The organism is Halomonas sp. ALS9, from assembly GCF_001651035.1.
In the GTDB taxonomy this organism is placed as follows: Bacteria; Pseudomonadota; Gammaproteobacteria; order Pseudomonadales; family Halomonadaceae; genus Vreelandella.
Window position 1 is genome coordinate 702,870 of record NZ_LXRG01000192.1, and the last position, 26,045, is coordinate 728,914.

A 26,045-nucleotide genomic window follows, 5' to 3' on the forward strand; every position below is an offset into this window, starting at 1 on the left:
ATTACTCTCTTAAGAACTGCTAGCGGAAAGACCTGCTAACAAGGCTTTGTTTAGAAAGGCAGCACGCCAGTGGGCAGGTAAACATCCATCACCCGCGTCATGGTCAGGTAGAGCGCCAGCACTACCCCCAGCGATGTAGCGAGGTTGACCCCATGGCGGCGATAACCGTAATAGGCCGTCAGACCAACGCAGAGTAGCGTTGAGGCGAGCACAAAGCCCAGAGGTACCAGCAAAAACGCATAGGCGGCAATCGCCAGTGAAGTCACGATGACCCGCGCCCACGGCGTCAACAGCATTGGGCCTTGGGTGGCTTCTTGGTCTATCTCATTAGCACCGGCTATCGGGGTAGGTTTCTCGAAAAACAGAAACACCGACAGGATCAGTAGCGCGAAGCCCAATACTTTAGGAAAGAGGTCAGAATCAACCGGCCGTGGCAGGGGGAAAGTAGGGATTTGCCACGCCATCGCGATATAGCCAGCAGCTAATACCGCAAATACCAGTGCTAACCACTGATTGGTATTTAAACGAGTCATAGGAGTCTCTCCGAAGGAGCCAACACGCCTCCAGCGGTTAACAAGCTTGTTCTTAACAACCAGTTTTAACGACTAGTAGCTAACAACCAACGGTTAACGACAGGAAGCCCCAGCCGCACTTGGGCGGCTGGGTTATACAGGAGTAGGGTTACTGGCGCAGTAGGCCAAGCTCGCTCAGCACATCGCTGAACTGCTCTTGCTGCTGATCCAAAAAGGCGCCAAATTCTTCGCTGTTTTGATAGGCGTCGATCCAGCCTAGTTGGTCACTCGCTTCGCGCCATGCGTCGGTTTCCAACATTTCGGCGAACAGATCTTCGTAGTAAGCAACTGCTTCTTCAGGCATACCGGGAGCGCCCATCACGCCGCGCCAGATATCGAAGGTGTAGTCGAAGCCCTGCTCTTGATACGTCGGCACTTCGCTCAAGCCGCCGCCCAAACGCTCTTCAGAAGAGACGCCCAGCGCACGTAGCTGGCTGCCTTCGCCTAATTGGCCAACCGCTTCGCCAGCACCGCCGACAACGGCTTCAATGTGGCCGCCCATCAGGTTAGTCATGGCATCGCCACCGCCCGAGAACGGGATGTAGTTGACCGACGAGGCTTCCATACCGGCCGCAGAGGCAAGGCCCGCAATGGCGATATGATCCATAGAGCCAGGGGCACTGCCACCGCCCACGCTCAAGCTGGGATCTTCTTTCAGCGCGGTGAGCAGATCTTCAAGATCCTGATACTCAGAGTCCGCCGCGACCAGAATGATGGAGTAGTCAGTGTTAATCCGCGCGACCGGGGTAAAGTTGGTGTGGTCGTAACGCGAAGCGCCTGCCAGCGGCACCAGAATCATCGGCGGGCTAGTGGCAAACAGCTTATGAGGGTTGCCTTCATCGCGCGCTACTTGCGCCCAGGCTACGGCACCGCCGCCACCGGGTACGTTGATCGCAGCAAAGCTCTCGTCGGCCAGTTCTTCTTGCTGAATCACCCGTGACATGGTGCGCACGAGGGTATCCCAACCGCCGCCGGGGTTAGCCGGTGCGACGAATTCGATAGAGCGGCTCGGGGTCCACTCTTGCGCCTGTGCGGCGGTCGTCATTGCGGCAAAAGCGGCGAGGGGTAGCGCAACTACAGATAACCGCTTGAGGGTAAGCGAGGTCATGATGGCGTTCTCCACGTATCAGTGTTGTTGTGTGATGATGTTGCTATGTAGCGCTTCTTGTTGTGAGACTGCACGTCGCGAACGTTAGAAGACCATGCCCCTGACCGACAAGCTTGTGCGCATAAAAGACAAAAAGTTCTTTATGGGCATTTTGTTCATTTTGTTCACGCCAACTTGCTTGTGGCATGCATTTATAGCATGCACTTATAGAGAGTCTAGCCACTTGTGTGCCGCCTCCAACAGCCGATAGCGACGCTCGGGTCGCCCTACATCACCATAGCCCAGCTCGGCACTGACTGCCTGTTCGGCGACTAAAAATTCTAAATAGCGGCGCGCGGTAGACCGGCTGGCGCCCATGGTGCGCGCCATTTGCATGGCGGTGAGGGAGTCGGGAGCGTCTGCCAGGGCGTCAATCACCCGGCGCAACGTCAGCCGATCAATGCCCTTGGGCAGGGCTTGAGACTGAGCGGCGTTTTTAGCCCGCGACGACTCGCCGGGCTGCATGCGCGCCAGCACAGAATCCAGCTCGTCTTGGTTCATCTCGGCCCGGTTGGCCAAGGCTTCACGCTCACGACGAAAGCGGGTCAGCATCTGAGTCATTCGGGTGGCTTCAATGGGCTTGATCAGGTAGTCGAACACCCCGCCACGCAGCGCCTCGCTGATGGTTTCCACTTCCCGTGCGGCGGTGACCATAACGATATCCACATGCACATAGTCGCGGCGAATCGCCCATAACAGCTCCAGTCCTTCAACATCGGGCAGGTAGGCATCAAGCAAAATTAACTGAATGCTAGCAGCCTGCTCGGCCATGATGGCCTTGGCTTCACTACCGTTGCGCGCCATGCCCACCACATAAAAGCCATCGCTCTGTTCAATAAAGGCCCTATGAATATCGGCAATGCGAAAATCGTCTTCAACGACCAAAATACCGTACTGCCCATCAGACATTGCCTGCCTCCCTAGCTGTCGTAGTCACTGTTTTTGGTACTGCTTTGGAATTGTTGTTGAGAGCGCTGTTGATAGCGTTGTTGAGACTGCTGCTGGTCTGGCTGCGCGCAGAGCGAGCGGTCGAGTACCGCGATAAAGCACGCCCCGCCCAGCTCGCTCTCCTCCAGGGTCACGGCGCCGCCGTGCTGGCGGCAGAGCCTGGCCACCAGCGCTAGGCCGATGCCCTGGTGCTTACCGGCTTTGGTCGAGAAGCCTTCCTGGAAAATCGACTCGGCGAGTTCGGCGGGCACGCCAGGCCCGTTGTCCTCCACTTCGATCAACAGCTGCTCGCCCAAATCGGTGAAAAACAGGCGAACGCTGGGCTCTTTACTCGGCCCATTCAGCGCGGCATGGCAGGCGTTGTCCAGCAGGTTACCCACCACGCTCATCATTACCTCTTGCCCGGTGGGCGTTAGCGGGCAGGAGAGCGAGCTTTGCTCATCAATTTCCAGCGCCACGCCCAGCTCCCGTGCGCGGGTTAGTTTACCCAGCAGGGTGCCGCTAAGCACGGCGTCGGCTACATTGCGCATTAAAAAGCTCATCTGCGCTTGGGCGCGGGCGGTTTCCTGATGGATCAGCGCCAAGGCTTCCTCGATTCGCTCTAACTGCAGTAACCCGGAGATGGTGTAGAGCTTATTGGAGAATTCGTGGGCCTGGGCGCGCAGCATATCCACATCGCGGCTGGCCTGGGTTAGCGCCTGGGATAGATCAACGATCTCGCGACGGCTGCGGAAAGTCGCCACCGCCCCCTCAATTTCTCCCTCGTGCAGAATTGGCACCCGATTCACGATGACAGGGTGATCGCCCAGCCACATCTCCTGATCGAACTCTTGCTCGCCGCGCCTAAGCACCTCCAGTAGCCGCGAATTAGGCACCACCTCACGAATGGGCTGCCCCAGCAGCACATGCTCATCGTCCAAGTTGAGAAAGCGACGCGCCTGCTGGTTGACCAGGGTAATATGGCCCTCGCGATTGACCGCCAGAATGCCTTCGTGAATCGACTGCAAAATGGCTTCTTTCTCCATTGCCAAGCGGGCAATTTCGTAGGGTTCCAGGCCTAAAATGACCTTTTTAAGATGCTGCGATAGCCAGTAGGCGCCAGCAAAACCCAGCGTAATCATTAGTGCGACCAGCGCCCAGCCAAAGCTGTTATAGCGCGCCACGTCCATGGCCACCCGATCCATCATAAAGCCGACAGACACCAGGCCAATGATATTGCCCTCTTCATCCCATATGGGCGCTTTGCCACGAATGGCCGTGCCCAATGAACCGGTCGCCTCGGAGACGTAAAACTGGCCATGAATCAACGCCTGATCATTGTCGCCGCCTACCATTGGCTGACCAATTCGCTCCGGCACGGGGTGGGAGTAGCGAATACTTTGGGCATTGCCCACAACAACATAGCGAGCGCCGGTTTCATGGCGAATGCGCTCTGCGAGGGGCTGAATAATGAAAGCGGGGTCGGGGATCGCAAAGGCATTAATAATTTGTGGCATCGAGGCCACCGTTTTAGCCACCGCCAGCGCTCGCTCACCCATCTGCTGGCTAATAATTTCCGCCTTGCGGTGATTGAGATAGGTGCCCTGTGCCAGTAGCATGCCTGCCAGCAATAGCCCGACTAACAGCATTACCTGCAGGCGAAAACTGCGTTTATACCAACTGCGCCTTGCGCGGGTGCGACGCCAGCGCTGCAGGTCGGCTAATGTTCGGGGGCGAGAAACGCTCATAGTTAAACTCGAAATGCGTGACCGCACCATTATGGCACGCGCCAGCAAACGACGTTAATTGCCATCACTCGTGTCATCGTTCGCTGATATAATACGCCTCTGCCGAAACCAAGGAGGGATGTAGTGGCAATCGTTAGATGGATTATTGTGCTGGCCTGCTGGCCACTATGGTTAAGCGCTGCTTATGCCAACCCGTTTTACGCTCCACCACCTCCCCTGGAAGATGCGCCGGTGTTCAGTGGCGACGCCGAGCTGGGCTTTACCCACCTTTCGGGCAATACCAATAGCCAAACGCTGATTGGTAAAACGCTGCTGACATGGCTAACCGGTAAATTCACCTATTCGCTGCGTGGTGAAGTGCGCACGGTGAGTAAAGAAAACGAAACCAGCGCCGAGCAGTACCTGATCTCCGGACGCGAGCGCTATGAGCTAGACGGCCCGCACTATCTATTTGGCTTTGCCCGCTGGGAGAAGGATCGTTTTGCCGGTTATGATCAGCAACTGTCAGCAATTGGGGGTTACGGGCGCCAGATTCTGGAGAACGACACCCATACCCTGTCGTTAGAAGCGGGCCCCGGCTATCGTCACGACCGGCTGCGCGAGTACGACGATGAACGCTTGATGGTGACCTACACCGCGCTGGATTATCGCTGGGGGTTTTCCGACTACGCCGATATCCAGCAGGAAATGTCGGTAGAGTATACCAACCAGAACACCACCTCCCGTTCGCTAACGGCGCTTACCGCCCGCCTTAACGCGAAGCTGTCGCTGCGCCTATCCCACGAACTTAAGCACAACTCCCAGCCACCCGATGACACCAGCGCGCGCACCGACAGTACCACCAGCGCCTCGCTGCTCTATCGTTGGTAAGCCCAATACTGGCTTAACGATTCTGACCCCGGTGCGCCCACCCGGTCATACGCTTTTCCAACTGGGCAAATAGCTCGTACATCACCATGGCCATGGCGCTGATCACCAGCAATCCGGCAAATACCAGCCCCATGCGCATTTGCGAGCCAGCGCTCATCATCAGATAGCCAATACCCTGGTTCGAAGCGACGGTCTCTGACACCACCGTGCCTACAAACGCCAGGGTAATGGCGACCTTCAGTGAAGCAAAGAAGTAGGGCAGCGAGCGCGGCAGGCCGACTTTCAGCAGCACATCCATACGCCGCGCGCCCAGCACCCGCAGCACATCCTCCATTTCAGGCTCCAGCGTGGCTAAACCGGTCGCCACGTTGACCACAATCGGGAAGAAGCAGATTAAAAAGGCGGTGAGAATCGCCGGTACCGAGCCAATCCCAAACCAGACCACTAAAATCGGCACGAAAGCGACCTTGGGGATAGCGTTAAAGCCCACCAGCAGCGGGTAGCAGGCGTTATACAAAAAGCGCGATGAGCCGATAATAAAGCCCAACACCAGCCCAACGGCAACGCCCAGGCCAAAGCCAATCAGCGTGGTCCAGAAGGTTTGCCAGGAGTGCATGGCGATGGGCCCGGAATAGGTCACCAGTGCCTGGGCGGTCTCCAAGGCGCTGGGAAAGATAAAGCTGGGCACATCAAACAGCCGCACGGTGACTTCCCAGATGATGACCAGTGCCACCACCGCGATCCACGGTGCAAGCCGTTCAATTAACGGGTTATGTTTCGTCATAAGCGCGCCTTTCATTAAGTACTATTAATTTTAAGTACTGCGTACTTCGCCAATCTGGGCGCGCAGTTCCTGCACCAGATCAATAAAGGGTTTTTGGTAAGTGGTTTCCAGGGCACGGGGGCGCGGCAGCTCAATTTGGCGGCGTTCAATCACCCGGCCAGGGCGGCGACTCATGATGTAGACGGTGTCGGCGAGAAACGCCGCTTCACGCAGGTCGTGGGTCACCAGTACTACCGTAAAGCGCTGCGCCTCCCACAGGTCGCGCAGCACACACCATAGCTCTTCGCGGGTAAACGCATCCAGCGCACCGAAGGGTTCGTCCAGCATCAGCAGGCGCGGTTGGTGAATCAGCGCCCGGCAGATCGACGCCCGCTGCTGCATACCGCCAGAAAGCTGCCACGGGTACTGGTCTTCGTAGCCTTCCAGCCCTACGGTCTTGAGCAGCTTGCGCGCCCAGCCGACAAACTCTTCGCGCCGTTTGCGAAACTGATGGCGGTAAGGTTTGACGATTTCCAGCGGCAGCAAGACGTTATCCAAGGTAGTGCGCCAGGGCAGCAGATTAGCGTTTTGAAACGCCATGCCGGAGATCTTCAGCGGCCCGGTGACCGGCTCTCCATCCACATTAACAGCCCCGGTCGTGGGCGCATGCAAACCGGTGCAAAGTTTCATAAAGGTCGACTTACCGCACCCAGAAGGCCCAACAAAGGCGACAAACTCGCCTTCGTGGATGCTTAAGTTAATATCTTCAATAGCGTTACCCGACGTATCGTAGGCCAGGCTAACGTCATCAAAGGTGACGAACGCTGCCGACATGCTTATTCACCCTCAGCCGAAAACAGCATGCGCGCTTGCTGAGTAGGTAAGTAGCTTGAGTTAAACACCTGGTCTGGCGACGGCACAGAGGGCAAATCATAGGCGTCGGCGACAAGCTGGATAGCTTCCTGCAGGCGCGCTTCATCGACGCCGCCGACACCATTCTCACGGGCATCGGGGGTATCAACGACACTCTCCAGAGCAAGCTTCAATCGACGGGTTTCCATCTCCACATCAATCAAGCCGTCACGGTTTTTGACGTACTCAATGGCGGCTTCAGGGTCGGCAATGGTTTCGCCCAAGGCCCTATTGAAGGCGCGCAGAAAGCCTTGCACAGCTTCGGGATTGTCTTCGGCGAAGGATTCACTGGCGATAATCGCGTTACCGTATAGCGGCACGCCATAGTCGGGGAACGGCATAATCGTCAGTTCATCTTCACTCATGCCACGCTCTTCAAGGTTAAGCAGGCTGGTGAAGTAAAAGCCGGTGATGGCGTCCACATCGCCCCGGGTTAGCAGGGTTTCACGCAGCGTGGGGTCGACGTTCTGCCACTCTACTGCGTCAGCTTCCATGTCATTAGCGGCGGCAAACACGCCCCAGGCGCGGTAACCGGTGTCAAAGGCGGGGGCAGCGATGGTTTTACCATTCAGATCAGCCGGGCTCTCGATACCGCGGTCTTTACGGGCAAACACCGCAGCGGGGGTACCATCGTAAACGATATAAACGCCCTGAATACCGGGGCCGTCGGGGTTTTCAGCGAGAAACTCGACCAGCGCGTTAAGATCGCCAAAGCCCATTTCATAGGCCCCAGACGCCACGCGGTTAATTGCCCCTGCCGAACCACTGCCGGAGTCGATTTGAACGTCCAACCCCTCTTCAGCGAAGTAGCCTTTTTCAGCAGCCATTAAAAACGGCGCGGAGGGGCCTTCAAAGCGCCAGTCCAATTGAAAACGTATTTGGGTGTCATCGGCATGGCTGATCGCCGGTATTAATAGTAACGCTGCCACGCAGCCAGTGAGCAGGCGCGCAGTAGAGTGACCAGGGGTTGGAGTAGAAAAGGAAGGCTTTAGAGTAGAAATAAAGGATATTGAAGCGGGCGTCATCATCGTGAGCATACCTTGTATACAAAATATGTTTTAGCTCTGCAGCAATGCTGCCATTTTTAGTTTTTTAACTATTTATCAATGTATTAGACAACTTTTTAAACACTAACCGCTGGCCTTATGTCGTCAATATGGTGCATTTGCACCTTGAGAGCGCACCAAAATAAATCATGTTAGACGTTAGTCTAAATTACCGGTATACTATGTTCAGTTTCCTGTCCTTGCGCCATTCATTGAATGGCGCTTTTTTTTATCCGTTATTTGGCATGTAAATCAGCACGTCTTAATTAGTACTACTTAATTAGTACTACGCCGCTTAACACAAAGCGTTGATAGGCTGCTGTTTTGCCAGCCCTGCCCCTACAAGGTATTCACCATGAATCACCCCGCCACAAGCGGCGAAGCCCCTGACGTTAACGGTTCTGGGCGGCTTTCGCTCGGCGATCCCGTCGTTTTAATCTTGAGCATCGGCTTTATCGTCGCTTTCCTGGCGCTATCGCTTTACGACGTAACGCTGGTAGCCGACTCTATCAGCAAAGGCTTCGCCTGGACGGCATTAGCCTTGGGTAGTTACTTCCAATTGCTGCTGCTACTCACGTTCTTTATTGCGATGGGTTTGGCGATAACCCCAGCCGCAAAAGCCAAAATCGGCAATTTAGATGCACCAGAAATGAGCACGTTTAAGTGGCTGTCGATTATTTTGTGTACGCTGCTGGCGGGCGGCGGGGTATTTTTTGCCGCCGGGGAGCCGGTCTACCATTTCATCGTCACGCCGCCCGCTTTTAGTAGCGAAGCAGGCACGCCGGAAGCCGTTTCCAACGCCTTGGCGCAGTCGTTTATGCATTGGGGATTTATTGGCTGGGCGGTGTTAGGGTCGTTAACGGCTATCGTGCTTGCCCATGCCCACTATGTGAAAGGTCAGCCATTACAGCCGCGCACCCTGCTCTACCCTTTACTAGGAGAGCGGCTAATGCGCGGGCCCTTGGGCGGCATCATTGATGCGTGCTGCGTTATAGCGGTTGTGGCCGGCACGGTGGGCCCCATCGGCTTTCTAGCAACTCAAGTAAGTTTTGGCCTGCATGAGGTGTTCGGCCTGCCCAACAGCTACACCAGCCAATTGGTTATATTAGCGGTGTTAGCCAGTATGTACGTACTTTCTGCCATGAGCGGTGTTCACAAAGGGATGCAACTGCTTAGCCGTTTTAATGTGTTCCTGGCACTGGCAGTAGGGGGCGTCATTATGCTGTTTGGCCCTAGCCTATTTTTATTCAATAGCTACCTTTCCAGCATGGGGGTCTATATAAGTGAGTTCTTCCCCATGGCCACCATTACAGCGGAAACCGCTCCCGCCTGGTGGATGCAGTGGTGGACGGTGTTTTTCTTTGCCTGGTTTATCGGTTTTGGCCCGCTGGTAGCGATTTTTGTGGCGCGTATTTCCCGCGGCCGCAGCATCCGCGAGATGATCGTCGCTGTGGCAGTTCTAGCCCCCATTGCCACCACCGTGTGGTTTACTCTGCTAGGTGGGTCAGGTATTTACTACCAAATGACTGGCGTGATTGAGCTGAGCGAGGCGCTTAATAACTTCCAGTTTGATGTCGCGACGTTGACGGTTGCCCAGGCCCTGCCGGGCGGTGCTTGGATGACACTGGCCATTTTAGTGCTGACGACGATATTCGTCGCCACCACCGGCGACTCGATGAGCTACGCCATTGCGGTTGTAGGTGCAGGCCACGACGACCCCAGCCCTTATATGCGGGCCTTTTGGGGAATCGCCATGGCAATAATGGCGGCCGTACTTTTATATATGGGCGCAGGGCAGATCTCGGCTCTTCAACAATTTATTGTGATAACAGCCATCCCGGTGTCGTTCATTCTATTGCCCTCATTGTGGGATGGCCCTAAAGCAGCCTACGCCATGGCCCGCGAACAGGGCATTATTGACTAGTGTGTTGCTCTACAGCGCTGGCTACCCTATAGCCCTTCCAGCAGGCGCAGAATCATCTGCGGCTGCTGGTTGGCCTGGGCCAGCATAGCGATGCCTGCCTGTTGAAGGATACGCGCGCGAAGAAGGCTGGAAACTTCCTTGGCGTAATCGGCATCCTGAATGCGCGACCGCGCATCAGAAGTGTTAACGATGCTGTTATTGAGCCCATCAATCACACTTTCAAAGCGGTTCTGAACGGCGCCCAAATAGCTGCGCTGTTGATCTAGCCGTTTGATCGCTTCATCCACCATATCGATAGGATTACCCGTCGAACTGCCATCGTCCAATACGTTTAGGCCTTCCAGCCCCAAACCCTGCAAATTCATCGCATCAAAGCGAACGGCAATGCTATCACCAACGTTAGCACCCACCTGAATATTCAGTGACTTAGTGTCATTCAACAGCCCAACACCGTTGAACTTACTCTGCCCGGCAACGCGGTCAATCTCTTCCATGCGCTGACCAATCTCGGCTTGGATAGAAACAAGATCGTTAGAAGAATTGGTGCCGTTAGCCGCTTGTACGCTCAGCTCACGAATGCGCTGCAGGTTATCGTTAATCTGATTGAGCGAGCCTTCCGCCGTCTGCACCATAGAGATGCCATCATTGGTGTTGCGGATCGCCTGGGTCATGCCTTTAATTTGTGACGTCATGCGATTGGCAATCGCCTGGCCAGCAGCGTCATCTTTGGCACTATTAATGCGCAACCCGGAAGAGAGGCGCTGCATCGCGGTCTGCATAGATTGCTGACTGCCGCGCAGATTATTCTGCACGCTAAGCGACATCACATTAGTATTTAGGCTGAACACCGCGTGCCTCCAGGGCAGGTAGCTGCCCGCTTTCTGGCAGCTATAGTACTACTATCGGCCTATCAGCAAAAATCATGAGCGTTTTTGTGGCTCAAGGCGACGGCCACTGCTCGACAGCACCTCATCGACCGGCTTTCTCACATAGCTGTGATGGAAGTAGCCGTCATCAATGACCTCCCCATCCCACGCAATAATGTCTAGATCCATGGTGCGAGGGCCCGACTTAATCGCCCCCCGAACGCGGCCCAGGCGATCTTCGAGCCCTTTGAGGTAGGCGCGAAACGCCTCACGCTCAAGCGGCGTGCTCACCAATAGTGCGGCGTTTAAGAAGTCGGGCTGCTGCTGGTAACCCACCGGCGCGGTACGAATCGCTTTTGAACATGCCAATAACACACACTCGCGGCTGATAATCTCCAACGCTTGAACGAAATTATGGTCGGGGTCGATATTGGATCCCAATGAGATAAAACACTCATGGAGCGGGGCGGTATGCGCGGAAGGGAAAGGCGTAGATAAAGACATAGGTGGTAAAGACATAGGTGGCATAGCGACATCCTATTCAAAGTGACGTCTGATAGAACTACCCTGAAATAGGGCACTTCTTTTACACCTATAAATCTAGCGCTTCGTGCAAGCTCTGTATAAGTTATTGACAAACGCTGCACTCACGCAGAAAGTCTTCCTATACCAATAAAATAATAGGGAACGCTGTATGCACCAACAAGCTGCTCTGATAACCGGCGGTGCCACCCGCTTGGGACGCTGCTTCTCCGAAGCCCTGGCCGATGCAGGTTACGACATCGCCCTCCACGTTAACCGCTCCCGGGAGGAAGCCGAAGAAGTCGCCAGCGGTATCCGCGCCAAAGGTCGGGAGTGTGAAATATTTTGCTGCGACTTTTTAACCGACAACGTGAACGACTTGGTTCAGTCGGCGAAACGCCGTTTCCCTGGGCTTAGCCTACTGCTGAACAGCGCCTCCACCTATGAACCAGCGCCAATTGCGGCGACCGAACTGGCGATGCTAGAGACCCAGTTTCGGATCAATATGTTTACCCCGCTGCTGCTTACGCGCCACTTTGCCGCGGCGGTTCAAGCGGGTCAGGTGATCAATATCATCGATAACAAAATGGCCTATCACCAGTATCCCTACGCGGCGTATCTGCTGTCGAAAAAGAGCCTGGCGGAAATGACCTGCATGGCAGCGTTAGAGTTTGCCCCGCGCATTCGCATTAACGGCATCGCTCCCGGCGTCGTACTGCCTGCCTCCCAGCGTACTAGCGATTATATTAAGTGGCGAATTGAAGGCATTCCGCTGAAACATCAGGGCGCCCCTGACCACCTTGTACAAGCTTTGCACTATTTATTGGACAACACTTTTGTGGTGGGGCAAATTCTGTTTGTCGATGGCGGAGAGTCCATCAACCTAGAGGGTCGTCACTCGGAAAATTACGGTTCCTGAAAAACACTGCCCTTAAAACGTCAATTCTATGTTTACTAAATTCACTGTTACTAAATTCACTGTTGCTAAACTCACTGTCGTTAAATTCATTTATACTAAATTAACTAATGCTTTGGGCCATAGATATCTCATCCTCCAAGCAGCTACCACTACCGTAGCCGTTACGGGTAAAAAACACCCTTTCGGGTTAGGTAGTGGGCAGCTCGCGTCAGCAAAAATGATGATGGCATCACTTGGGTAACCTACGCAGCTGGGTTACTATTTTGCCGCTTTCCGCTTCACCCCCACGGCCACTAGGAACTCCTCGGGTTAACGTTTAATTGTTCTGGATTATCTCCCCATGATCGCGAAGCTTTTTCTTCACTGGCGTTGGCTCGCTGCCTGGACTCTCGCCAATCTGCTGTTGGGTTGGTTAATCGCAAGTCGTTATATTCCCTATATCGATCCGGATGGGGCAACGCAATGGGGCTATCTCCTACTGATTTTCCTCGGCCATTTGTCTCTGTTGATTTGGCTGGGCGCTCTGCCGTTATTCCTATTGGCGAGCGTTATTCGAGGCAAGTGGTTATGGCTGGTAACGACGCTGTGGGCCAGTGCCCTGCAACTGCTTCTCCTGCTGGATACTTTTGTCTACGCCCAGTATCGCTTCCATCTAAGCGGTTTTATTCTTGACTTACTGCTCAACGCTGGCGGCGATGTTTTCAGCTTTTCCTGGGTAGCTTGGAGTCTGGTCATCGGCGGGGCTCTGGGCATGTTGGCGCTTCAAGGCGTCATAGGAAGACTGTTGAGAAAACGTTCGCTATCTTGGCCTGTGTGGTCGGTGCTGGCCATCAATGTCGTCGCCCTTCTCAGTGTGCATGGCTGGCATGCCTGGGCAGATGCTCACTATAACCGTGAGATCACAGGCATGACCCGTCATGTGCCGGTTTTCTATCCGGCCACCGCTAAACGTTTCTTCGTCGAGCAGGGTTGGGTAGATGCCCAGGCAGTACGCGATGCCGTGGATCTGGAGGCAGCGCCAGGCGGCGAGCAAGACCTGATCTACCCCATCGCTCCGCTATCGTGTCAGCCACCCGCTTCGCCAGACAATCTAATGCTCGTTGTCCTGGATACACTGCGCCATGACATGCTAAACCCTGAAGTAATGCCGAACCTCTATCGCTATGCCAACCAGCCAGGTTGGATCAAGGCTAACGAGCATATCAGTGGAGGCAACTCCACTAAGGCCGGGGTATTCAGCCTTTTCTACGGTTTGCCGGTGAACTACTGGGACGCCTTTACTGCCAGTCAGACACCGCCGGTGTTAATGGAGACCCTAAAAGAGCAGAACTACCGCTTCAAGGTGCTCTCCTCAGCTACCCTTGTTAGCCCCGCCTTCGACCGCAACGTCTTTGCCGGATTGGACGATGTCTCGCTCCAGCCAGCCCAAGGCGAACCTTGGGAGCGTGACCTTCAAATCACCAACGATTGGCTAGCGTGGGCAGAAGAGGAGAACCAGAATCCAGATAATCGCCCCTTCTTCAGCTTTCTTTTCTATGACACCGTGCATGGATACAGCCATCCACCCGACTTTCCCCGCTTCACCCCTTACTGGGAAAGCATCAATCATATGCTTCTAAGCCCGGAGTTCGACCCAGAACCTTACTGGAATCGCTATCGGACGGCAGCACGCTATGTAGATCAACAGTTGGGCCGCGTGCTTGACGACCTGGACACCAAAGGACTGCTGGACGATACCACCGTGGTGATCACTGCAGATCATGGCGAATCTTTCAACGAGCACGGCAAGAACTACTGGGGCCATGGTAGCAACTACACAATGGAGCAAGTAAAGGTGCCGCTGGTCATGCATTTGCCGGGGCACGCGGGTGAAGAAATCACCCGGCGCACGCACCATGCTGATATTGCGCCAACGCTGCTCGAAGAGGTACTTGGCTGTGAAACTGCGCCCGAGCGCTATACCCTAGGCCACAGCCTGTTGGATCGCGAGACGAAGCGTGAGTGGATGCTTTCAGGGAGCTACATGGGCTACGGTATCCTATTACCCGATTACCAGATCGCTGTGCACCCAACCGGTACTTTTGAGGTCTATGATTACCAAATGAATGAGCTTGACGAATTACGCCCCGACCCGGTTGCCTCAACTCAAGTACTTCAAGCCTTATCACGCTTCTATCGGTGAAGGGAGGAAGACGTCGAGCAATTGCCTGATGGAAATAGACATCAGGAAACACATCCAAAGCTGATTATGCGCAACCGCTTTAACTTTCGGCTAGCGCTTCCCCTTGCAGGGCGTGCAGAGAGTTCGTTTCCAGAAACACCCTAAGAGACAACGCCAGGCAAGGCGCAAACGCAGCGAGGCCGCCCGAAGGCGGCCTCGCTACCAATCTCCACAACCAAGGTTTATTTTTCGTCAACGTCATCTTGGTCAGGCTTAATGTGATCAGCATCCGCGGTTTGCTGCACCCCTTTCTTAGGGTCGCTTTTAGCCACGGGTGTCGCCACGGGTGCTTCTTCCGTCTTCTTCTCTTCAGCGGTTGACTCCACTACCTGCACGGGTGCAGGCGGGGTCTTACCATTCTTGGAGTCGCCAAAGTAGAGCGTAGTGTGCGGGAAAGGTATTTCGATACCCGCCTCATCAAAGCGCAACTTAACCAGACGGTTGTAGGCACGGCCAACGGCCCACTGGTCGCCCGGCGTGGTTTTGATCACCACACGGATATTCACAGAGCTATCTGCCAGCGCGACAACGCCAGCTACCGTCAGGTCGGCTAACAGCTTATGGCCATGCTCTTCGCTAGCTTTAAGATCTTCAAAGGCCAGTTGGAGCTGCTCAATGGCTTCATCGATGCTTTCGTTATAGCCAATGCCATACTCGCCTACATGGTTGCCGTACTCACGCATGTAGTTAGAAACGGTATCCACACTGGAGAAAGGGATGATGTGGTAGGTTCCCGATAGATCACGAATACCGACGGAGCGGATACTAAGCCGTTCGGCGGTTCCTGTTATACCGCCTACCGTCACCACATCGCCGGTATTCATGGCGTTTTCTACCTGGATAAACACCCCGGTGATGACGTCCTGCACCAGTTTCTGAGCACCAAAACCAATCGCCAGACCCAGCACACCGGCACCAGCAATCAGCGGGCCGATATTGATACCAATTTCCGACAGCACGATCATACCGGTAATCGTCACCATGGCGATCGCCAGCGCATTGCGGAACAGGCTGAGCAGCGTTTTCGCCCGCGCCGAAGGTTCGCCGTAGCCAGTCTCAGGGTTGAGCTTATGCTCAATCAAACTCGCCAGCCCCAGCCAAACGGCGATAGCTACAATCAAGATCACCGCGACGCTGGTCAGGTTGCCGACCAGGTTGGCTCCGCGCTCAGAGGCGTACCAGGCAGCAAGATCAAAGGCGCCCCAGGCGTTCAGTACCACCATGATAACCACGATCAGAATGATCGTACGCAGCACGCGTAGCGCATTGGGAACGTAGCTATTTAGACGCTTTTCAAGCAAAGGTAGCTTACGCCGCAAGTCGTCTGACAGCGTGATACGGCGGCCAATGGTTTGAGTAAGAAAAGACGACACCAACAGCCCCACCACAATCGCGGCCAACGACTTCAGAGTGGCATACATCACAAACGGCAGCGCATCGCCGGGGCGCGTAAGCGTTAGTACAAAAACGATCAAGAAATACAGCAGCGCGAACAGATGCCAGGTACGGGCCAACAGCTGCATCGAGACGCGGCTGGCGGTTAAGGTTGTCTTTGCCGCTATCTCGTTCATGTTGTCGCGCAGGCGGGCGCGGTTTCTCAGCACCACAACCACCGCGTAGATAAACGCCAACAGCATAATCAGCGTGCCGACGGCTTGACCTAGCGAGGCCGCCACATAGAAGTTGACCAGCGGTACGACCACCATCAGGCCGTAACCGACCATGCCGATCAAACGGGCCAACCAGCGGTTCCAATAGGAGGCTTCTTGGGCGGAAATAGGCAGTAGGCGCAGCCCTTCGTAGCGCGACGAGAACAGCATCCGCACAGCGGCTTTAAGCAGCTCAATAATTAAGAACGCATTTAAAAACAGCGAGGCACGAGTCGAAAGTTCACCGGTTTCCCCAACCGCAAACGTCGCCACTAAATTACCGCCCACATAGGCCAAACCGACAAGCAGTACATCGATAACCACCGCAATCGCTACGCAGGCAATCAAGCGCAGTACGGGGGTTAAGTTATTGCCATTTAGTGACCAGCCACTGATTTTGGTAAACAGCGGTTTGGCGAGGCGGCGGAAAATCATAAACATCGCAAAGGTGGTGACAATGACGATACCCAGATTGATCGCCGCACTGGTGAACGCCGCCATATCAAAGACACTGTCTGCCTCCCCACCAGAGAACAGACCACCCACGATGCTAACCACTTGCTCAAACTGCCCCCCCACATCGCTGACTACACGACTGGTGAGTTCAGCTAACTGGCGCGGCAATGAGACATCTTCAGGCGCTATCTCACCGCCCTGGGCAGCGGCTTCTGGCGAAAGTTCGCTGGCCACACCTGCGGGCAGCGCTGAGGCTTGATTGCGCAATATCTCAATCAACTCCTGCCGTGACTGCTCATCTGCTAACAGGTTCGCCAAGGCCTCGTAAGAAGTAGGCGCCGCCTCTGTGGTCGCTTCTGAGCTGTCCGCGCTAGCCGATTCACTCGGCCCGCTCTGCGCCATTGCTGGCGTGGCCATTAAGACAATCATTGCCAACAGCCAGACACCTAGCCAGGGTATTAAACGAAGTGGCTTCACACCTAAACCTCCTTTTGGGTGAGTGTTGTGTTCAATCTAACGGCTGCCCGATGTTCCGCAAACTAACATTAGACTTCCGATACTGCTTACACTCTACTCTGACACTTTATACTAACAAGCCAGCTTGTTAAAAAGTTGTACAGGATAACATGGCTTGATTAATAAGGCGTTTTACTGGCACAGCGGCACTAGCCACTGCTGTGCCAATAGTAAAACTACGGCGTAACGTGCACCTTTGGCGACCACAATCCACGCTAGCGCACGCCACCAAGGAAGTCGGAACACGCCAGCCAGCACGGTGAGCGGGTCACCAATAATCGGCGCCCAGGAAATCAGCAGGCTCAGCTCGCCAAAGCGATGATACCAACCTTCTGCGCGCGCCAAGCTGCGCGGCGATGCAGGAAACCAGCGGCGATCTTGAAACTGGCGTGCGTAACGGCCCATCACCACGTTAATCATGCTACCGAGGGTATTGCCTGCCGTTGCCACCCACCACAGACCCAGCGGCGACTCGCCAAGACACCACAACCGCGCCAGCCACACTTCCGACCCACCGGGAAGCAGTGTTGCGCTGACCAGGGCGACAAAAAACAGGCTTAGCATGGTGTTGCCATGATCTTAGCGGCCCGCGTTAGCGCGGCACCTGTCCACCTAGCTGCTGGGTTATTTCATCAGCCGTTTGGCGCACCAGCGCACCCAAGGTTAGCAAACGCGCTTCTGGGATTCGCGCTACAGGGCCTGAAACCGAAATCGCCGCCAGCGGTGCACCGTGCTCATCGAACACACAGGCGGCCACGCAGTGCAGGCCAACGGCATGCTCTTCACGGTCGCAGGCAAAGCCTTGGGCACGAATTTGCCCCGTTTCCACATGTAAGGTATCGGGCTGATAGAGCGTATTGGCGGTCACTCTTGCCAGCTCGTGACCATCCAGCAGTTGAGCCCGCTCGTCATCGGCCATCCACGCCAGCAGCGCTTTACCCACCCCAGAGGCGTGCAGCGGCGCGCGGGAGCCTAGGCGAGTGATCATGCGCATCATCTGCGGGGACTCGTGCTGAGCGAGAAACACCGCCGTCGCTCCATCGCGAATGCCCAAATTCGCGGTCTCACCGGTTTCCGCGGTTAAACGGCGCAGAAAGGGACGGCTGGTGGCCACCACGTCGCGAGCCTCAAGAAAGCTATTGCCGATACGGAAGGTTTTGACATCAATACGCCACAGGCCCTGTTCGTTCTCCTGGGTCACAAAGCCCTGGCTCTGCAAGGCTTGCAGCAGCCGGTGGGTGGTAGAGGGCGCTAATTCGGCCATCTCTGCCACTTCTGAAAGGGCTAACCCAAGCGGGCTGGCTGATAGATATTCCAGCAGCGTTAAACCACGCACCAGCGACTGGCTATGGCCTCCGCTGGCTTTGGCGGTACTCGCCGGACGACCAACCGTCCTGCGTTTAGCTTCACTCACCTGGTTCTCTCCTACTCGCTATCTCCTGGAGGCGACTCCCTTAAAAGAATCTCTCTTCGGAGGTGCTTTTCCTGGAACACAAAGAGCATCAGGATAACGTGCCAATGCCGCCGTTGTCGCGTTTACGGAAACGAATTCCATTCATTCAGCGATGCCGCCAGTACGGTGGACGTTTGGCGATAAAGGCATCGATCCCCTCTCCTACATCCTCGGCCAGCATATTGCAGGCCATGGTTTCTCCGGCAAAGGCGTAGGCTTCATCAAGTGGCATGGTGAGTTGGCGGGCAAACATGGCTTTCCCGGTGCGCACCGCCACGGCGCTTTTAGCGCAGATACTATCGGTCAGCTGAGTAGTTACCTCATCCAACGTATCTTCTTCAGCTATTCGGTTAATCAACCCGCACTCGGCGGCTTTCTCGGCGTTGATAAACTCTCCAGTAAGTAGCATCTCCATGGCGCGCTTGCGTGCAACGTTGCGGGAGAGCGCTACCGCTGGGGTGGAGCAAAACAGACCAACGTTGATACCCGAAACAGCAAAGCGGGCACTGCGGGCAGCGACAGCCAGGTCACAGCTTGCCACCAGTTGGCAGCCCGCGGCGGTTGCAATACCCTGCACTTTGGCGATGACCGGTACCGGCAGGTGGACAATCGCCTGCATCACCTCGCTACAACGGGCAAACAGCGCTTGGTAGTAGGCTTTATCAGGGTTGGCGCGCATCTGCTTCAGATCATGCCCGGCGCAAAAGGCTTTACCTTCCGCCGCGAGGACGACACAGCGCACGCTGCTATCGTCAGCAATCTCGGTCAGGGCGTCATGAAGTGCTCCCAGCATGGCTTCCGAGAGCGCATTAAAGCGCTCAGGCGCGCTCATTATCAGCGTCACAACACCTTGATGATCAAGGCGCTGCAGAATGGGAGCGGTTGAAGATGATCCTTCAGAAGGGGCTTCAGAAGAGGGTCTGTCAGAGGTGATGGGCATGGTGAACTCCTGGTTTTGAGTAACACTTTTGCCCATCAGTCTAGCCTACAAGGCTTGTGCACGATGCTTGCCTACGGTGCACTCGCTTATTTTTTCATTAGGCGGGTATCGCGGCCTAATGGGTGCGGCTCGCCGCGCTGTTTGGCTAGATCAATTTGGCGCTGACGTTCCCGTGCCGCTGCACGGGTTTTTTCCGGCAATGAATCGATGCAGTGTGGGCAGCTAATGCCCGGCTCATAGGCTGAAGACTGCATATCCTCGACTGAAATCGGCATGCGGCAGGCGTGGCACTGTTCGAACTCGCCTTTGCTCAAGTCGTGGCGAACGGTGACCCGGTTATCGAACACAAAACACTCACCGCGCCATAGCGACTGCTCTTCGGGGACTTTTTCCAGGTAATTCAGCACGCCGCCTTTAAGATGGTAGACCTCTTCAAAGCCCTCTTTAAGCATAAAGCTGGAGGCTTTTTCGCAGCGGATGCCGCCGGTACAGAACATCGCTACTTTCTTATGTTTTTCCGGGTTGTAGTGCTCGCGCACGTACTCGGGAAATTCGCGAAAAGTGGTGGTTTTAGGATCGATTGCACGCTCAAAGCTACCGATGGCCACTTCGTAATCGTTGCGGGTATCGATCACCAGCACTTCCGGGTCGGCGATGATGTCGTTCCAGTTTTCCGGCTCGACGTAGGTACCCACGGTGTCGTTGGGGTCGATATCGGGCACGCCGAGAGTGACGATCTCTTTTTTGAGTTTGACCTTAGTGCGGTAGAACGGCGTCTCGTCGCAGTAAGACTCTTTGTGGTCAATATCGGCTAAGCGTGGATCAGCTGTCAGCCAGGTAAGCAGCGCGTCAATACCCTCGCGGCTGCCCGCTACCGTGCCATTAATACCCTCTTTGGCGAGCAGCAAGGTGCCTTTTACGCCGTTATCCAGCATGGTTTGGCGCAGCGGCTCACGCAGCGCTTCAAAGTCGTTGAGGGTGACGAATTTATATAGCGCCGCGACCACAATGGGCGGCATTGGGGTAGACATCGGGATGGATACAGACATGCAAAGCTCCAGGTAGTCATCCTCGTAAAGGACGGACCGGGTTAAAAGACGCGCATATTTTAGCGCAATCTGCACTGGAAAACGTCGATTTATTCGACACAACCTTACTGAAAGCTTCACCCCACGCAGCCGCTGTGAGGCGTATATTGTCACTATTCCCTCACGCAACTTGCGGAGAACATCATGATTATTCGTCGTTCTAATGAGCGGGGCTTCGCTGACCACGGCTGGCTACGCTCTTTCCATACCTTTTCATTCGCCAACTATATGGATCCCAAGCATATGGGATTTAGAGCCCTGCGCGTGATCAATGAAGACCGCGTAACGGGCGGCCATGGCTTTGGCGCCCACCCTCACCGGGATATGGAGATTATCTCCTACGTACTGGAAGGTGAGATGGAGCACAAAGACAACATGGGCAACGGCGAAGTGATGCGCCCAGGCGATGTTCAGCGCATGTCGGCAGGCACTGGCGTACTGCATAGTGAGTTCAATCACTCCAAGCAGAACGAGCTGCACTTTTTGCAGATTTGGATTGAACCCAAACAGCTCGGCATTAAACCCAGCTACGAGCAGAAAGCCTTTCCTACCGCCGAGCGTCAAGGGCAGTGGCGCCTAGTGGCTTCTCAAGAAGGGCGCGATGGGTCGGTGAGTATTAATCAAGACCTAAACCTATACTCGGGCCTGTTTAGCGCGGGCGAACAGGTAGCACCTCCCCCTTCACGCTACGCCTGGCTGCATGTAGTGAATGGCGAAATGGACGTTAACGGGGAGACCTTGAGCGCAGGTGACGCCGCGGCGTTTCAGCCGGAGGAGTCGATCAATCTGACAGGGAAAGAAGCGGGCGAAGTGCTGTTGTTTGACTTTGCTTGATTACCGACACCAACTAAAACGGCGCCTCCTAAGAGGCGCCGTTTTTTTACCGCCTTTTTGACTAACGACGTTTTAGCTATTTTGCGCCGAGTAGAGCGCACGAATCTTCAGCGTGTGGTCTACTTTTTTCAACGCTTCCAGCGCCTGGGGGCCGTAGGCTTTATCTACATCAATCACCACGTAACCGACTTTCTCGTTGGTCTGCAGATACTGACCGGAGATGTTAATACCGTTTTCAGACAACACACGGTTGATCTGCGACAGCACGCCCGGCACGTTGTCGTGAATGTGCAGCAAACGGTGCTTGTCCGGGTGAGCGGGCAGTGCCACTTCGGGGAAGTTGACCGAGGTCACGGTGGTGCCGTTATCGGAGTAAGTGATCAGTTTTTCTGACACTTCGATACCGATGTTCTCCTGAGCTTCCAGGGTGGAGCCACCCACGTGCGGGGTCAAAATCACGTTTTCCAGGCCACGTAGCGGGCTCTGGAACTCCTCGTCGTTACCTTTCGGTTCAACCGGGAAGACATCAATTGCGGCACCGTTTAGCTTGCCTGCTTTAATGGCATCCGCCAGTGGCTCAATTTCTACTACACTGCCGCGGGCGGCATTAATCAGGATAGCGCCATCTTTCATGGCGGCAATCTCTTTCGCACCGATCATCCAACGGGTAGAGGCAAGATCCGGCACGTGCAGGCTGACCACATCGGAACGGCCCAGCAGCTCTTCAAGGCTGCCCACTTGGCTGGCATTACCCATGCCCAGCTTGGCAATGACATCGTAAAAGATAACGTTAAAGCCTAGCGATTCAGCCAGTACCGAAAGCTGCGCGCCGATGCTACCGTAACCAACGATACCGAGGGTTTTACCGCGCGCTTCGTGGGAATTCTTGGCAGACTTCAACCAGCCACCCTGGTGGGCACGGGCGTTTTTCTCGGGGATACCGCGCAGCAGCATAATCGCTTCTGCCAGCACCAGCTCGGCCACCGAACGGGTGTTGGAGTACGGCGCGTTAAACACCGCGATACCGCGGGTAAGCGCCGCGGTTAAATCGACCTGATTGGTGCCGATACAGAAACAGCCAACGCCCACCAGCTTCTCCGCCGCCTCGAACACGCGTTCCGTTAGCTGGGTGCGGGAACGAATACCGATGAAGTGAACATCGCGGATCTTCTCAATCAGCGCGTCTTCATCAAGGGATGTGGGCAGATGCTCGATATTTTCATAACCGGCGTTGTGAAAATTGTCCACCGCACTCTGGTGGACGCCCTCGAGTAGCAGGATCTTGATCTTGCTCTTGTCCAGGGACGTTTTGGCCATGGCTGAATCAACCTCTATGGTCGGCGGCATGCGCCGTGTATCGGTTCACGGGAGGCGCATATCGTAGCACAGCCCGCGTCGTTCAGGCCGGGTGTGAATGATGAAAAGTCTGCGTGCTGACGATGAATGAACCGCAAGTCGCGCAACACGCTGTATTGAAGAGGGCAGACGCCGCCCCCCAGCCTCGGTGTATACTGTGGGCCTATTTTAAAAATACCGGTTTGTAGGCACCCCCAATGAGCGACACGACACCACCCCCGCAGGACTTTGCCGCGACGGTTGAGCAACTCGAATCCATCGTTGAACGTCTCGAGTCAGGCGAGCTCTCATTGGAAGATGCACTGACCGCGTTTGAACAAGGCGTGCGGTTGACCCGCGATGCCCAACAGCGTCTGGATAGCGCCGAACTCAAGGTGCGGGCGTTGAGTGAAGACAGCGAAGGGCGTTTAAACGTAGCGCCCTTCGCTGGCCCCGACGACCCCAAGGATGCGGCCGAGGATGACAGCAAGGAGACGCCCCCATGGTAGCCATGCAGCCTAGCCAGCTTGCCACCCTGCGCCAGACCAGCAATGCCCGGGTAGACGCCACGCTAGCGGCGCTGTTTGATAGCCGCCCAGCGGTAGCGCCTCGGCTTGAAGCCGCCATGCGCCACGGCCTGCTGGCGGGTGGTAAACGCCTGCGCCCGCTGTTGGTATATATGGCCGGGCATGCGTTAGGCGCGGAAGATGAGGCGCTGGACGCCCCTGCCGCCGCCATCGAGTTAATCCACGCCTATTCGTTGATCCATGATGATTTACCCGCTATGGATGACGACGACCTGCGCCGCGGCCAGCCTACGGTGCATAAAGCCTTCGATGAAGCGAGTGCGATTCTGGCCGGCGACGCTCTGCAGGCGCTAGCCTTCGAAGTGCTGGCCAGCAATGCACACCCGCGGCTGGGCCATTTGGTGCACACCCTGGCCTCCGCCTCTGGACGTGATGGCATGGTGGCGGGGCAGGCGCTGGATTTAGACGCCGTCGGCGGCCACCCGGATGTGGACGCCCTAGCCCACATGCACGCCCATAAAACTGGCGCCCTCATTGTCGCCGCTGTGCGCTTGGGGGGCCTGGTAGCCGTTGAAGACAATGACCCCCGCTTAGACGCGCTTACTCGCTACGCCCGCGCCATTGGTCTAGCCTTTCAGATTCACGACGATATCCTGGATGTGACCGGCGACACCGTTACCCTAGGCAAAACGTCAGGCGCCGATGCCGCACGAGCCAAGCCCACCTACCCCAGCCTGCTGGGATTAGAAGGCGCTCAACGCAAAGCGCACAGCCTGATTGACGAGGCCATTGCCGCGCTCGCCCCACTGGGCGAACGTGCTGCACCGCTGGCCGACTTAGCCCACTATATGATCGAGCGCGACCACTAAAGATGCCCATGAAGCTGTTCGACGAAATCCCCCGCGAGCGCCCCACGACGCCGCTGCTCGACTCCTTTGACCACCCCGCCGCGCTGCGGGCCATGAACGCCTCCCAGCTCGCCCAACTGGCCGACGAGCTACGCGCCTACCTGCTCTATAGCGTGGGTGTTTCCGGCGGTCACTTTGGCGCCGGGCTCGGCGTGGTCGAGTTGAGCGTTGCCCTGCACCATGCCTTTAATACGCCCCACGACCGTTTAGTATGGGACGTTGGCCACCAGGCTTATCCGCATAAAATCCTCACCGGCCGCCGCGAGACGATGCTAAGCATTCGCCAGCACGGCGGCTTGGCGGCGTTTCCTCGCCGCGCCGAGTCCGAGTACGACACTTTCGGTGTGGGCCACTCCAGCACATCGATTTCAGCGGCGCTGGGCATGGCACTGGCAGCGAAGGCACAGGGCGAAAAGCGCCACGTATGTGCGATTATCGGCGACGGTGCGCTTACCGCGGGCATGGCCTTCGAAGCTCTGGCCCATGCGGGCCATGTGGATGCCAACCTGCTGGTAGTGCTCAACGACAACGAGATGTCGATTTCCGAGAACGTCGGCGGCATGGCGACCTACCTTGCCCGGGTGCTCTCCAGCAAGCCCTACCTGAAAATACGCGAAGAGAGCAAAAAAGTGCTTTCCCACCTGCCCGGTGCACTGGAACTTGCCCGGCGCACTGAAGAGCATATGAAAGGCATGGTCAGCCCCGCCACGCTGTTTGAAGAGATGGGCTTTAACTACGTTGGTCCCATCGATGGTCACGATCTGGACGCATTAACCCATACGCTGGAAAACCTGCGCGACCTCGACGGCCCACAGTTTCTGCACATCAAAACGGTGAAAGGCAAAGGCTTCCTGCCCGCCGAGGCGGATCAGATTGGCTACCACGCTATTACCAAGTTGGAAAAACCCGACACGTTAGCCAACGCGACGACGGTCAAGAAACCGACGGCTAACGCGTCACCAGCGAAGAAAAAATACTGCAATGTGTTCGGCGACTGGCTGTGCGATATGGCGGCAAGCGACCCGCGCCTGATGGGTATTACCCCCGCCATGCGCGAAGGCTCCGACCTAATTCGCTTCTCTAAAGAGTACCCTCAGCGCTATTTCGATGTGGCGATTGCCGAGCAGCATGCGGTAACGCTTGCGGCGGGTATGGCCTGCGAAGGCATGAAGCCGGTGGTGGCGATTTATTCCACCTTTTTGCAGCGCGGTTACGATCAGTTGATTCATGACGTCGCGGTACAAAACCTGGACGTCACTTTTGCGATTGACCGCGCGGGCTTGGTGGGCGAAGACGGCCCCACGCATCACGGCAGCATGGATCTCTCCTTTCTGCGCTGTGTGCCCGGCATGGTGATTCTGGCCCCGGCGGATGAAGCCGAGTGCCGCGCCATGCTCAGTGCCGCCTATCACCACCCTGGCCCTGCCGCGGTGCGCTACCCCCGTGGCACCGGCCCTGGTGCGGAAATTCCCGCGCATCTTGAGCCACTCGCCATTGGCAAAGCGGAAGTGCGTCGCCATGCCGCCAACGACGGCGTGCGTATCGCGCTACTTGCCTTTGGCAGCCTCAACAGCCCCGCTGCGGAAGTCGCCGAAAAGTTGAACGCCACCCATATCAATATGCGCTCCATCAAACCGCTGGATCGCGATGCGGTGCTGCACGCCGCCGACGAGCACGAGCTATTGGTGACACTGGAAGAAAACGTGATTGCCGGTGGCGCGGGCAGCGCCGTCAATGAGCTGCTCCTCGCCGAAGGCGTTCAGGTAGAAGTGCTCAACCTCGGCCTACCGGACGCCTTTGTAGAGCACGGCACGCCTGCGCAGCTGCTTGCCGACTGCCTCCTGGATAGCACAGGCATTGAGCAAGCTATTCGCGCTCGACTGCCATAAGCCATTATTTTTA

The 26,045-nt window shown here is 55.9% G+C and carries 23 protein-coding genes; 8 read left to right on the forward strand and 15 right to left on the reverse strand.

Features of this window, described 5'->3' with window-relative positions; translation table 11 throughout:
- Window positions 1–50 precede the first annotated feature (50 nt).
- The 4 genes from A6R74_RS16995 to A6R74_RS17010 form a co-directional block, all read right to left on the reverse strand.
- Window positions 51–533, reverse strand: coding sequence for a tripartite tricarboxylate transporter TctB family protein (locus A6R74_RS16995; RefSeq protein WP_064235646.1), 483 nt, complete (start codon window positions 531–533; stop codon window positions 51–53).
- Window positions 534–681: 148 nt separating this feature from the next.
- Window positions 682–1,680 carry a tripartite tricarboxylate transporter substrate binding protein gene (locus A6R74_RS17000; protein WP_064235647.1) on the reverse strand — a complete coding sequence of 333 codons (999 nt, stop codon included), beginning with the start codon at window positions 1,678–1,680 and terminating at the stop codon, window positions 682–684.
- A 204-nt stretch (window positions 1,681–1,884) separates the two neighbouring features.
- Window positions 1,885–2,628 (reverse strand): response regulator, encoded by a 744-nt coding sequence (locus tag A6R74_RS17005; protein WP_064235648.1) that lies wholly within the window; start codon window positions 2,626–2,628, stop codon window positions 1,885–1,887.
- An 11-nt stretch (window positions 2,629–2,639) separates the two neighbouring features.
- A complete protein-coding gene (locus A6R74_RS17010) occupies window positions 2,640–4,394 on the reverse strand; it encodes an ATP-binding protein (protein WP_064235649.1) in 1,755 nt (584 codons plus the stop codon).
- A gap of 123 nt (window positions 4,395–4,517) precedes the next feature.
- Here A6R74_RS17010 and A6R74_RS17015 point away from each other — a divergent pair, with 123 nt between their 5' ends.
- Window positions 4,518–5,264, forward strand: coding sequence for a DUF481 domain-containing protein (locus tag A6R74_RS17015; protein ID WP_064235650.1), 747 nt, complete (start codon window positions 4,518–4,520; stop codon window positions 5,262–5,264).
- Between the two features lie 13 nt (window positions 5,265–5,277).
- Here A6R74_RS17015 and A6R74_RS17020 read toward each other — a convergent pair whose 3' ends face one another.
- The 3 genes from A6R74_RS17020 to A6R74_RS17030 are packed head-to-tail and all read right to left on the reverse strand — an operon-like array spanning window position 5,278 to window position 7,967.
- Window positions 5,278–6,048, reverse strand: coding sequence for an ABC transporter permease (locus tag A6R74_RS17020; protein ID WP_064235651.1), 771 nt, complete (start codon window positions 6,046–6,048; stop codon window positions 5,278–5,280).
- Between the two features lie 30 nt (window positions 6,049–6,078).
- On the reverse strand, window positions 6,079–6,861 hold the full coding sequence (locus A6R74_RS17025; protein WP_064235652.1) for an ABC transporter ATP-binding protein: 783 nt from the start codon (window positions 6,859–6,861) through the stop codon (window positions 6,079–6,081).
- Between the two features lie 2 nt (window positions 6,862–6,863).
- Window positions 6,864–7,967, reverse strand: a complete 1,104-nt coding sequence (locus tag A6R74_RS17030) for an ABC transporter substrate-binding protein (RefSeq protein ID WP_240488260.1) — start codon at window positions 7,965–7,967, stop codon at window positions 6,864–6,866.
- Window positions 7,968–8,340: 373 nt separating this feature from the next.
- On the opposite strand from A6R74_RS17030, the gene A6R74_RS17035 reads away from it, so the two are divergent.
- Window positions 8,341–9,909: a BCCT family transporter gene (locus A6R74_RS17035; protein ID WP_064235653.1), complete on the forward strand. Its 1,569-nt coding sequence runs from the start codon at window positions 8,341–8,343 to the stop codon at window positions 9,907–9,909.
- A 26-nt stretch (window positions 9,910–9,935) separates the two neighbouring features.
- On the opposite strand, the gene A6R74_RS17040 is transcribed toward A6R74_RS17035, so the two are convergent.
- Both A6R74_RS17040 and folK read right to left on the reverse strand, forming a co-directional pair.
- Window positions 9,936–10,757 carry a flagellin N-terminal helical domain-containing protein gene (locus tag A6R74_RS17040; protein ID WP_064235654.1) on the reverse strand — a complete coding sequence of 274 codons (822 nt, stop codon included), beginning with the start codon at window positions 10,755–10,757 and terminating at the stop codon, window positions 9,936–9,938.
- Between the two features lie 72 nt (window positions 10,758–10,829).
- Window positions 10,830–11,303 carry a 2-amino-4-hydroxy-6-hydroxymethyldihydropteridine diphosphokinase gene (gene folK, locus A6R74_RS17045; protein WP_306460309.1) on the reverse strand — a complete coding sequence of 158 codons (474 nt, stop codon included), beginning with the start codon at window positions 11,301–11,303 and terminating at the stop codon, window positions 10,830–10,832.
- 166 nt (window positions 11,304–11,469) lie between these two features.
- Between folK and A6R74_RS17050 the strand changes: the two genes are divergently transcribed.
- Complete coding sequence (locus A6R74_RS17050; RefSeq protein ID WP_064235655.1) at window positions 11,470–12,216, forward strand: SDR family NAD(P)-dependent oxidoreductase; 747 nt, start codon at window positions 11,470–11,472, stop codon at window positions 12,214–12,216.
- 340 nt (window positions 12,217–12,556) lie between these two features.
- The gene (locus A6R74_RS17055) at window positions 12,557–14,398 is read left to right on the forward strand and encodes a DUF3413 domain-containing protein (protein WP_064235656.1); all 1,842 of its coding nucleotides are present in this window, start codon (window positions 12,557–12,559) and stop codon (window positions 14,396–14,398) included.
- 221 nt (window positions 14,399–14,619) lie between these two features.
- On the opposite strand, the gene ybiO is transcribed toward A6R74_RS17055, so the two are convergent.
- From ybiO to trhO, 5 genes are all read right to left on the reverse strand, one after another.
- Window positions 14,620–17,019: a mechanosensitive channel protein gene (gene ybiO, locus A6R74_RS17060; protein ID WP_064235657.1), complete on the reverse strand. Its 2,400-nt coding sequence runs from the start codon at window positions 17,017–17,019 to the stop codon at window positions 14,620–14,622.
- Between the two features lie 171 nt (window positions 17,020–17,190).
- Window positions 17,191–17,622, reverse strand: coding sequence for a YqaA family protein (locus A6R74_RS17065; RefSeq protein ID WP_064235658.1), 432 nt, complete (start codon window positions 17,620–17,622; stop codon window positions 17,191–17,193).
- A 28-nt stretch (window positions 17,623–17,650) separates the two neighbouring features.
- Window positions 17,651–18,472: an IclR family transcriptional regulator domain-containing protein gene (locus A6R74_RS17070; RefSeq protein ID WP_064235659.1), complete on the reverse strand. Its 822-nt coding sequence runs from the start codon at window positions 18,470–18,472 to the stop codon at window positions 17,651–17,653.
- Window positions 18,473–18,617: 145 nt separating this feature from the next.
- Window positions 18,618–19,451, reverse strand: coding sequence for an enoyl-CoA hydratase (locus A6R74_RS17075; protein WP_064235660.1), 834 nt, complete (start codon window positions 19,449–19,451; stop codon window positions 18,618–18,620).
- Window positions 19,452–19,537: 86 nt separating this feature from the next.
- Entirely contained in the window at window positions 19,538–20,500 is a 963-nt protein-coding gene (trhO, locus tag A6R74_RS17080) for an oxygen-dependent tRNA uridine(34) hydroxylase TrhO (protein ID WP_205634204.1), read from the reverse strand.
- Window positions 20,501–20,683: 183 nt separating this feature from the next.
- On the opposite strand from trhO, the gene A6R74_RS17085 reads away from it, so the two are divergent.
- Window positions 20,684–21,373, forward strand: coding sequence for a pirin family protein (locus A6R74_RS17085; protein ID WP_064235661.1), 690 nt, complete (start codon window positions 20,684–20,686; stop codon window positions 21,371–21,373).
- Window positions 21,374–21,445: 72 nt separating this feature from the next.
- Here the strand turns inward: A6R74_RS17085 and serA are convergent, their stop codons facing one another.
- Window positions 21,446–22,690, reverse strand: coding sequence for a phosphoglycerate dehydrogenase (gene serA / locus A6R74_RS17090; RefSeq protein ID WP_064235662.1), 1,245 nt, complete (start codon window positions 22,688–22,690; stop codon window positions 21,446–21,448).
- A 236-nt stretch (window positions 22,691–22,926) separates the two neighbouring features.
- Here serA and A6R74_RS17095 point away from each other — a divergent pair, with 236 nt between their 5' ends.
- Genes A6R74_RS17095 through dxs form a run of 3 tightly spaced genes read left to right on the forward strand, consistent with a single transcriptional unit; the run spans window position 22,927 to window position 26,032 of the window.
- Window positions 22,927–23,217, forward strand: a complete 291-nt coding sequence (locus A6R74_RS17095) for an exodeoxyribonuclease VII small subunit (RefSeq protein ID WP_064235663.1) — start codon at window positions 22,927–22,929, stop codon at window positions 23,215–23,217.
- Complete coding sequence (gene ispA / locus A6R74_RS17100) at window positions 23,211–24,104, forward strand: (2E,6E)-farnesyl diphosphate synthase (RefSeq protein WP_064235664.1); 894 nt, start codon at window positions 23,211–23,213, stop codon at window positions 24,102–24,104. The genes A6R74_RS17095 and ispA overlap by 7 nt, the downstream gene beginning before the upstream one ends.
- Before the next feature lie 2 nt (window positions 24,105–24,106).
- Window positions 24,107–26,032 (forward strand): 1-deoxy-D-xylulose-5-phosphate synthase, encoded by a 1,926-nt coding sequence (gene dxs, locus A6R74_RS17105; RefSeq protein WP_064235665.1) that lies wholly within the window; start codon window positions 24,107–24,109, stop codon window positions 26,030–26,032.
- The last annotated feature ends 13 nt before the right edge of the window (window positions 26,033–26,045 follow it).

What these genes read in the sequence shown, in the direction of transcription:
- A6R74_RS16995 (WP_064235646.1), bottom strand. Translation starts at nt 533, where the DNA reads ATGACTCGTTTAAATACCAATCAGTGGTTAGCACTGGTATTTGCGGTA.
- A6R74_RS17000 (WP_064235647.1), bottom strand. Translation starts at nt 1,680, where the DNA reads ATGACCTCGCTTACCCTCAAGCGGTTATCTGTAGTTGCGCTACCCCTC.
- A6R74_RS17005 (WP_064235648.1), bottom strand. Translation starts at nt 2,628, where the DNA reads ATGTCTGATGGGCAGTACGGTATTTTGGTCGTTGAAGACGATTTTCGC.
- A6R74_RS17010 (WP_064235649.1), bottom strand. Translation starts at nt 4,394, where the DNA reads ATGAGCGTTTCTCGCCCCCGAACATTAGCCGACCTGCAGCGCTGGCGT.
- A6R74_RS17020 (WP_064235651.1), bottom strand. Translation starts at nt 6,048, where the DNA reads ATGACGAAACATAACCCGTTAATTGAACGGCTTGCACCGTGGATCGCG.
- A6R74_RS17025 (WP_064235652.1), bottom strand. Translation starts at nt 6,861, where the DNA reads ATGTCGGCAGCGTTCGTCACCTTTGATGACGTTAGCCTGGCCTACGAT.
- A6R74_RS17030 (WP_240488260.1), bottom strand. Translation starts at nt 7,967, where the DNA reads ATGATGACGCCCGCTTCAATATCCTTTATTTCTACTCTAAAGCCTTCC.
- A6R74_RS17035 (WP_064235653.1), top strand. Translation starts at nt 8,341, where the DNA reads ATGAATCACCCCGCCACAAGCGGCGAAGCCCCTGACGTTAACGGTTCT.
- folK (WP_306460309.1), bottom strand. Translation starts at nt 11,303, where the DNA reads ATGCCACCTATGTCTTTACCACCTATGTCTTTATCTACGCCTTTCCCT.
- A6R74_RS17050 (WP_064235655.1), top strand. Translation starts at nt 11,470, where the DNA reads ATGCACCAACAAGCTGCTCTGATAACCGGCGGTGCCACCCGCTTGGGA.
- A6R74_RS17055 (WP_064235656.1), top strand. Translation starts at nt 12,557, where the DNA reads ATGATCGCGAAGCTTTTTCTTCACTGGCGTTGGCTCGCTGCCTGGACT.
- A6R74_RS17065 (WP_064235658.1), bottom strand. Translation starts at nt 17,622, where the DNA reads ATGCTAAGCCTGTTTTTTGTCGCCCTGGTCAGCGCAACACTGCTTCCC.
- A6R74_RS17075 (WP_064235660.1), bottom strand. Translation starts at nt 19,451, where the DNA reads ATGCCCATCACCTCTGACAGACCCTCTTCTGAAGCCCCTTCTGAAGGA.
- trhO (WP_205634204.1), bottom strand. Translation starts at nt 20,500, where the DNA reads ATGTCTGTATCCATCCCGATGTCTACCCCAATGCCGCCCATTGTGGTC.
- A6R74_RS17085 (WP_064235661.1), top strand. Translation starts at nt 20,684, where the DNA reads ATGATTATTCGTCGTTCTAATGAGCGGGGCTTCGCTGACCACGGCTGG.
- serA (WP_064235662.1), bottom strand. Translation starts at nt 22,690, where the DNA reads ATGGCCAAAACGTCCCTGGACAAGAGCAAGATCAAGATCCTGCTACTC.
- A6R74_RS17095 (WP_064235663.1), top strand. Translation starts at nt 22,927, where the DNA reads ATGAGCGACACGACACCACCCCCGCAGGACTTTGCCGCGACGGTTGAG.
- ispA (WP_064235664.1), top strand. Translation starts at nt 23,211, where the DNA reads ATGGTAGCCATGCAGCCTAGCCAGCTTGCCACCCTGCGCCAGACCAGC.
- dxs (WP_064235665.1), top strand. Translation starts at nt 24,107, where the DNA reads ATGCCCATGAAGCTGTTCGACGAAATCCCCCGCGAGCGCCCCACGACG.